Here is a 6,744-nt window from a genome sequence, read left to right as displayed (position 1 = left end):
TTCGCTCCGGCATGCTTCTCCAGCGTCCGGAGTTCTGCCTGAAGCGTCAGCAGGGCAGCATGAGCACTGTCTTCCTGACGATCGCCCGCAGACACCTTCACGCCTTTCGGCTTTTTCAGCGTCGCTTCATAGTCCTTTTTCGCCGCCGCCATCAGCGTGTTGTAATCTGCCTGCAGAATTTTCCCGTCCTTCAGTGCCTTGTTCAGTTCTTCCTGACGGGCGGTATATTTCTCCAGCGGCGTCTGCAGCCGTTCGTAAGCCTTCTGCGCCTCTTCGGTATATTTCAGCCGTGACGCTTCGGTATCGCTCTGCTGCTGCGCATTTTTGTCCTGTTGACTCTGCTGCTCAGCCTTCTTTCGGGCGGCTTCAAGCGCAAGACGGGCCTTTTCACGATCATCCCAGTAACGCGCCCGCGCTTCATCGTTAACAAAATAATCATCCTTGCGCAGATTCCAGATGTCGTCTGCTTTCTTAAACGCAGCCTCTGCCTTAATCAGCATCTCCTGAGCGGTATCAGGACGACCAATATCCAGCACCGCATCCCACATGGATTTGAATGCCCGTGCTGTCCTGTCTGCCCAGGTTTCCAGCGTGCCCATGTTCTCTTTCAGGCGTCGGGTCTGGTCATCAAACCCTTTCGTTGCGGCCTCGTTCGCCGCCTGCAATGCCCCGGCTTCATCGCCGGAACGCTGCAACTGAGCAACATACGCAATCTGCTCCGCCGTCACGTTATGGAACTGGCGTGCCATCGCCGTCAGCCCCGACGTCGGGTCTGTGGTCAGCTTCCCGAAGGCTTCAGCGACCTTGTCCACCTCCACGCCGGATGCAGAGGAGAAACGCGCCACACTCTGGCTGATGGACGCAATCTGAGCCTCACCGCTTACCCCCGCCTTAACCAGTGCGCTGAGTGACTCGCTGGTCTGGTTAAACGTCAGCCCTGCCGCCTGCCCGGCTCTGGACAGGACCAGCATACGATCTGCCGTCAGTCCCGCCTGATTGCCGGAAAGGACCAGCGTTTTGTTGAAATCGGACAGGGTTGAGTTGCCCTGATACCAGGCATACGCCAGCGCTCCGGTCGCCACCGCCAGCGAGGTGGCCCCCACCATCGGCAGGGTGATCGCACCGGCAAGCCCCCGGAACATGGGGATCATCCCGCCGAAGGAGTCCTTCACCTGCCCCCCCTGTTGCAGCAGGATCAGCCACGGACTTTGCCCGCCTGCAAGCTGCGTGGCCACGTCAGTGAACTGCGCAGGCAGCATACGCATGGCGGCTTTATACTGCCCGACGGAAATTCCCGCTTTCTGTGCAGCCAGCGCCTGCCGGTTCATCGACTGTTCAACGACTGCCGCTGTTTTTTTCGCATCACTTTCCGTACCGGAAAAATGACGCCTGACTCTGGCCATCTGCTCGTCAAATCTGGCCGCATCCAGACTTAAATCAACGACCAGATCGCCTACCGGTTCAGCCATACCGGACTCCTCCTGCGATCCCTTCTGATACTGTCATCAGCATTACGTCATCCTCCGTCATGTCCGCCACATCCGGGGAAGCGGGGATAACTTCATTTCCGTCCGGGCCAAAACGGACGCCTCCGGCAAGCCCTGCCGCTTTCTGCATCAGCACATCATCTTCAGGCTCTTCGTCAGCCTCGCGCCGGTTCAGCAGACTGAAATCCAGCGGATGCATATCCGGATCGCTGAAAAACAGGCTGAGCACGGTGTACGTCAGCCCGGAAAAGTGCATATCCAGCAGAACATCATGAAAATAATGGGTACTGTAAAAGCGGTGCCAGTCGGCATACTCCGTGGATGACATCCCGGCAAGCATGGCGCGCCAGTCAGGTCGCCCCATCTCACGCGCCAGTTTCAGGGCAAAACTCAGCTCACCGTCGAACACTTTCCCGCAGAAACAGGCTCTGCAGGCCCGGCGTCCTCTGCCTGTTCAGGAGCATCATTCACCACAAACTCAGACATACCGGACAGCCGGTACACCACGTTTTCAGCATGAGAAATTGCCTCTGTGGGCCAGGTGGTAAGCACTTCCTGCTCAATCTGTTTAACGGCTTCATTCATGGAAGGCAGCTTTGTCTTCTGCGGATGGTTATGCCACAGGGACATCGCCACCAGAAACGCGCCGGTTCTGATGGCGTCTTCCACAGTAAACTTCCGGTTGCTGTCTGACTCCGCCTGTTCTGCCTGCCGTTTCATCAGGGCGAGATGCTCAATACGCTGCAGGGCTGACAGTTCAGAAAGCGTGACGGTCACACCGTTATGTTCAAATGATTCGGTTTTCAGGAACATCGCTGACTCTCCGGATTAACTGGCGGTGACGGTGATTTCTGCAACCGCAGCAAACTCACCATTACCGGATACAACCGGAATGTTGACCTTGCCTGCAGCAACGCCGTTCACGGTGATGGTCATACCACTGACCGACACGGTGGCTTTTGTTTTATCCGAAGACACCGCACGGAAGCTCTTGTCGGTTGCGCCTTCCGGCTGGAAGGCCACGGTCAGCGTGGTGCTCTGCCCTTTCACTACGGAAGCACTGGCGGGCGTTACCGTCATGCCGGTGGCCGCCGTCACCGTGCTGCGATCTTCTGCCATCGACGGACGTCCCACATTGGTGACCTTCACCGTGCGGGTAATCACTTCCTTCGCCGTCACCGCCTTACCGATACTGCTGACCCAGCCGCGGAACACATCGACCGTGCCGTTCGGGAAGCGGATTTTATAGGCACGGGTATCACCTTCATTAAACCACGCCAGCAGCGCCTGCTGCCCCTGCTCTCCGGGCATCCAAGCCAGCGTGAAGCTGGTATCTCCGGCAGATTTCTGCCCCTGCCCGGTCGCGGTCCAGTCTGCATCTTCATCATCGAGATAGCTGTCGTCATAGGACTCAGCGGTCAGTTCGCCGGGCGTCAGGTCTTTAACTTTTGCCAGACGCGACCAGTCAACGTCTGAAAGCGGGTTCGCATAAGGGTCACCGCTCCCCTTATAAACCCACAGTGTGGTCCCGGCCCCTTTCACCGGCACCACAGGATTTGGTGTTGGCATATCGTCCTCACATTTCATAGGTAATGACATAAGTCAGATCGGCTGAACTCCACAGGCCCGCATCATCGTCGCGCCGGTAGTCATAGCCACTGGCCACCATACTGGTGATCAAATCTGACAGTGCCGGGATATCGCTCATCACCGGATAAATCCGGGACTCCATCCACGAATCCAGCTCTGAATCCGGCACCTGAGCAGGCAGGAAAACTTCAATATGCAGCTCCGCCTGCCAGGTATCACTGTCCAGCTCTTCGCCCGTGTATTCAGCGCCGGTGAGATAAACGGCAATTGCCGGAAAATCCGCCTCATCAAAAACAGCGGGGCGACCATCAAAAAGCGTCGCCCCGGTGTCATGCTTCTCCAGTGCATCCAGTACGGCTGCACGGAGTTCAGTATGTTTCATCGCTTTATTACCATTCTCAGTTGATGCTGCAGCGCATAGCCCAGCTCTTTCGGAAGACGTTCACGCCGTATCCGTTCAATATTCTGTTTAAACGCCGTGGTAAGCGGCACCGCCATCGGGATTTTCACCACATCAATGGGGTAACGATTTTTCCCGGCCACACGCTGCATGACATGCCAGCGGCCATTTTTCAGTTGCTGAATAAACGCGCCGGGAATACGACGGTTTCCCACCACAAGCACGCTGCCGCCACCTTTCAGGGCTGAACGCTGCCCCTTTTTACGACGCCTGCGTCGGGACAGGACAATCCGCGCGTTACCCAGCTTTATTACGGGCAAATCCCCCCGGTTAACCCTGATTCTGGCCTGCGGATTTTTGACCGTGGCCCTTTTCAGCCTGGCCCTTTCCTTTACCAGTTTCCGGCGTACCTTTGTCTCACGGGCAACCTGTGACGCCGACTGCGATATCGCGGATGAAGCAACGCGGTTAATGGCCATTGCGGCGGCACCGGGCACCGCCGTTCTGCTGATACGGCTGAGGTTTTCAACGGCCTGCTCAAGACCTTTTATGGCCATACATCCCCCTTTCAGCGGCGACGGTTAACGGCAGGCGGTACGCCCCGCCCAAGCCAGAGATGACAGCTTCCGCCATCATCCGGCGAAATCCGGTCTATCCAGAAGTTTTCCTCACCGATGGTCAGCGTGTCGCCGCGCCGCAGCTGCCGCACATCATCAGTCCGGACAAACAGGGACGGGCTGGAGCCTTCAACGCGTACGCCCTGTCCGGCATAGCTGATATTTTCAGGGTCATCAAAAACACCACGTATTACTGCGCCGGACTGCTCACCGGATGTCATGGTGGCTGACGTTCCCATGTACCCGCGTATCGTTTCATCGGCGCGGGCAATGGCAGCATCGAACAGGTTATCGAAATCAGCCACAGCGCCTCCCGTTATTGCATTCTGGCCAGGCCACGTTCTGTCATTTCGGCTGCCACACCGGCAGAGACACGAAACGCCGTTCCCGGCAGCACAAATGCCACAGGTTCATCCCGCGTGGCGTGAAGTGCATCAGTATGCAGCGTCACCAGTGCCACAACCGTGACCAGAGCAGCCGTATCAATCATGGTATCCGGCTGCGCTGATACCACCTCATTTTCATGTCCGGTCAGCGCATTTTCCGGTCTGAGAGGGGTATCCTGACCGGCAGCGTCATCCGTGTCATCAAGCTCCTCTTCCAGCTCTGCCACACGGAGCGCCAGTTCTTCTTTCGTCCCCGTCAGGCTGACATCACGGTTCAGTTGCTCACCCAGCGACCGGAGACGGACAATCAGTTCACCTTTCGTCATGGACTCCTCCACATAGAGAAAATGGCCCCGAAGGGCCACGATTACGCCAGTTGTACGGACACGAACTCATCAGGGTCAGCCAGCAGCATCAGCGGTGCTGACTGAATCATGGTGAACTCACGCGCCGGATCGCCGGTGGTCACCCAGTTTTTCGGGTAACGGGCAGAGGCGTTAATGCCTTCGCGCTGTGCGTCCGCATCCTGAATGCAGCCATAGGTGCGCAGACCGCGTGCCTGAGTGTTCCCCAGCACCATCGTGTTGTCCGGCAGGAAGTTCTTTTTGACGCCGTTTTCCACGTACTGTCCGGAATACACGACGATGGCCACATCGCCATACATCCCCTTGTAGGACACCGCTTTGCCCAGGTCTTTCACCGCTGTCTCCAGCTCGGAATGAGAGCCGCGACGAGTATCCAGCTTCTCCCTGACGGCTTTGAAGGAACGGAACAGCGCCCAGCCTTTCGGATCAAACACGATGATATTCACCACTCCGCTGGCGTTCAGCGCGTAGGCTTCGATATCGTCGGTCGGATCATACGTGGACTTGTCACGCTTGCTCCACTCCGTGCCGCCGGACTGCGTGATGTTATTCGCCTCACTGCGGCCCATATCCACCTCAACCGGATCGAAGGCTTCACCGGTCATGGTGTATTTGCCCTTAAGCACGGCAGAAACTGCCTGCATCTCTTCGACCTGGGCAATCGCCAGATTTTCATCCAGCATATTCTGCCGAATAATACGGCGACGACGGTAAGCCGGGTCAGCCAGGTTCTGCGGTTCTTCATCCGGCAGGCGACGCAGGGTCATCTGCGGATTCACCTCATGCTTGGGTTTGACATAACCCGGCGTAAATTCAGAGGTGGAGCCGCCACGGGATCGGATAACCTCACCGGAAACAATCGGCGAAACGTACAGCGCCATGTTTACCAGTCCCGGAATTTGTGAGAGATAGACTTTCTCCGTGGTGAAAGGATAGGTTTCACGGAAAAACAGGCGCAGAAACAGCGGATCGAACTTAAAGTGATGCTGGGTCGATGCCAGTAATTCTGCAGTTGTATATACAGACATAAATTATTTCCATAAAAAAAGCCGCACAGGCGGCCTTTGTTGATGAAGGGGAAGATTAAACGATGCTGATTGCCGTTCCGGCAAACGCGGTCCGTTTTTTCGTCTCGTCGCTGGCAGCCTCCGGCCAGAGCACATCCTCATAACGGAACGAGCCGGACTTGTAGAACGTCAGTGTGGTGCTGGTCTGGTCAGCAGCAACCGCCAGAATGCCAACGGCTGCACCGTCGGTGGTGCCATCCCACACAACCAGCTTACGGGTAGTGCCATCCAGCATCAGTGGGGTCATTGCAGGCGTTTTCGCACTCAATCCGCCAGGCGCAATTGCTGTATGAGCCGGATCACTGTTACCCAGCGGCTGGTAATGGTTAAACTCTTCTTTTGTCGCCATAACTGCCTCTTATACCGGTAAAGCTTCAGGTGTATTAAGTAATTCTTTATTGGTATCAGATGCCAGGTTACCTGCAGCCAGCGGTGCCGGTGCACCCTGCATCAGACGATCCAGCGCAGTGTCACTGCGCGCCTGTGCACTCTGTGGTGCTGCGGCCAGAATGCGGCGGGCCGTTTCCACGGTCATTCCGGGGGTTTCTGCCAGAACGCGCGCCTGTTCTTCGCGTCCGTGAGCCTCCTCACAGTTGAGGATCCCCATAATGCGGCTGTTTTCTGCCGCAACCGCTGCGGTGATCTGTGCGTTCACATCCGGCTGCGCCGCGCTGGCGTTCTCGCCCTCCGTCGCTTGCACCACCTCAGTAACGTCAGCCTGCGAAGCAGTGGCTGAAACAGTTGTTGATTGAGTCTCTTTGGTCATTCGCCCTCCTGAGAGACGGGATTTACGTGCATCCAGTGCATCACGCATGACGGTGATCGCATCGGT

10 protein-coding genes and 1 pseudogene are annotated in these 6,744 nt (G+C 56.8%); all 11 read right to left on the bottom strand.

The window, feature by feature from the left end; genetic code table 11:
* A partial coding sequence (locus tag G434_RS03085; protein ID WP_016249750.1) for a phage tail length tape measure family protein occupies positions 1-1,469 on the bottom strand: 1,469 nt, incomplete at its 3' end.
* Entirely contained in the window at positions 1,462-1,896 is a 435-nt protein-coding gene (locus G434_RS03090; protein WP_000459457.1) for a phage tail assembly protein T, read from the bottom strand. The genes G434_RS03085 and G434_RS03090, both read right to left, overlap by 8 nt.
* The gene (gene gpG / locus G434_RS03095; RefSeq protein ID WP_000479145.1) at positions 1,878-2,300 is read right to left on the bottom strand and encodes a phage tail assembly chaperone G; all 423 of its coding nucleotides are present in this window, start codon (positions 2,298-2,300) and stop codon (positions 1,878-1,880) included. Before gpG ends, G434_RS03090 begins: the two co-directional genes overlap by 19 nt.
* 15 nt (positions 2,301-2,315) lie before the next feature.
* Entirely contained in the window at positions 2,316-3,056 is a 741-nt protein-coding gene (locus G434_RS03100) for a phage tail protein (protein ID WP_016249749.1), read from the bottom strand.
* 7 nt (positions 3,057-3,063) lie between these two features.
* Positions 3,064-3,459, bottom strand: a complete 396-nt coding sequence (locus tag G434_RS03105) for a phage minor tail U family protein (protein WP_000683128.1) — start codon at positions 3,457-3,459, stop codon at positions 3,064-3,066.
* A complete protein-coding gene (locus G434_RS03110) occupies positions 3,456-4,034 on the bottom strand; it encodes a phage tail protein (protein WP_000985123.1) in 579 nt (192 codons plus the stop codon). Before G434_RS03110 ends, G434_RS03105 begins: the two co-directional genes overlap by 4 nt.
* An 11-nt stretch (positions 4,035-4,045) precedes the next feature.
* Positions 4,046-4,399, bottom strand: coding sequence for a head-tail joining protein (locus G434_RS03115; RefSeq protein WP_000752994.1), 354 nt, complete (start codon positions 4,397-4,399; stop codon positions 4,046-4,048).
* A gap of 11 nt (positions 4,400-4,410) precedes the next feature.
* Positions 4,411-4,806: a DNA-packaging protein FI gene (locus tag G434_RS03120; protein WP_000160184.1), complete on the bottom strand. Its 396-nt coding sequence runs from the start codon at positions 4,804-4,806 to the stop codon at positions 4,411-4,413.
* Positions 4,807-4,847: 41 nt separating this feature from the next.
* Positions 4,848-5,873 (bottom strand): major capsid protein, encoded by a 1,026-nt coding sequence (locus tag G434_RS03125; RefSeq protein WP_016240478.1) that lies wholly within the window; start codon positions 5,871-5,873, stop codon positions 4,848-4,850.
* A gap of 55 nt (positions 5,874-5,928) precedes the next feature.
* Entirely contained in the window at positions 5,929-6,261 is a 333-nt protein-coding gene (locus tag G434_RS03130; protein ID WP_000201478.1) for a head decoration protein, read from the bottom strand.
* A 9-nt stretch (positions 6,262-6,270) separates the two neighbouring features.
* A pseudogene (locus G434_RS03135) lies at positions 6,271-6,744 on the bottom strand (S49 family peptidase); the annotation flags it as partial.

It is taken from the genome of Escherichia sp. KTE172 (assembly GCF_000408845.1).
GTDB classification, from domain to species: Bacteria; Pseudomonadota; Gammaproteobacteria; order Enterobacterales; family Enterobacteriaceae; genus Escherichia; species Escherichia coli.
This window is presented reverse-complemented; position numbering and strand designations above follow the sequence as displayed.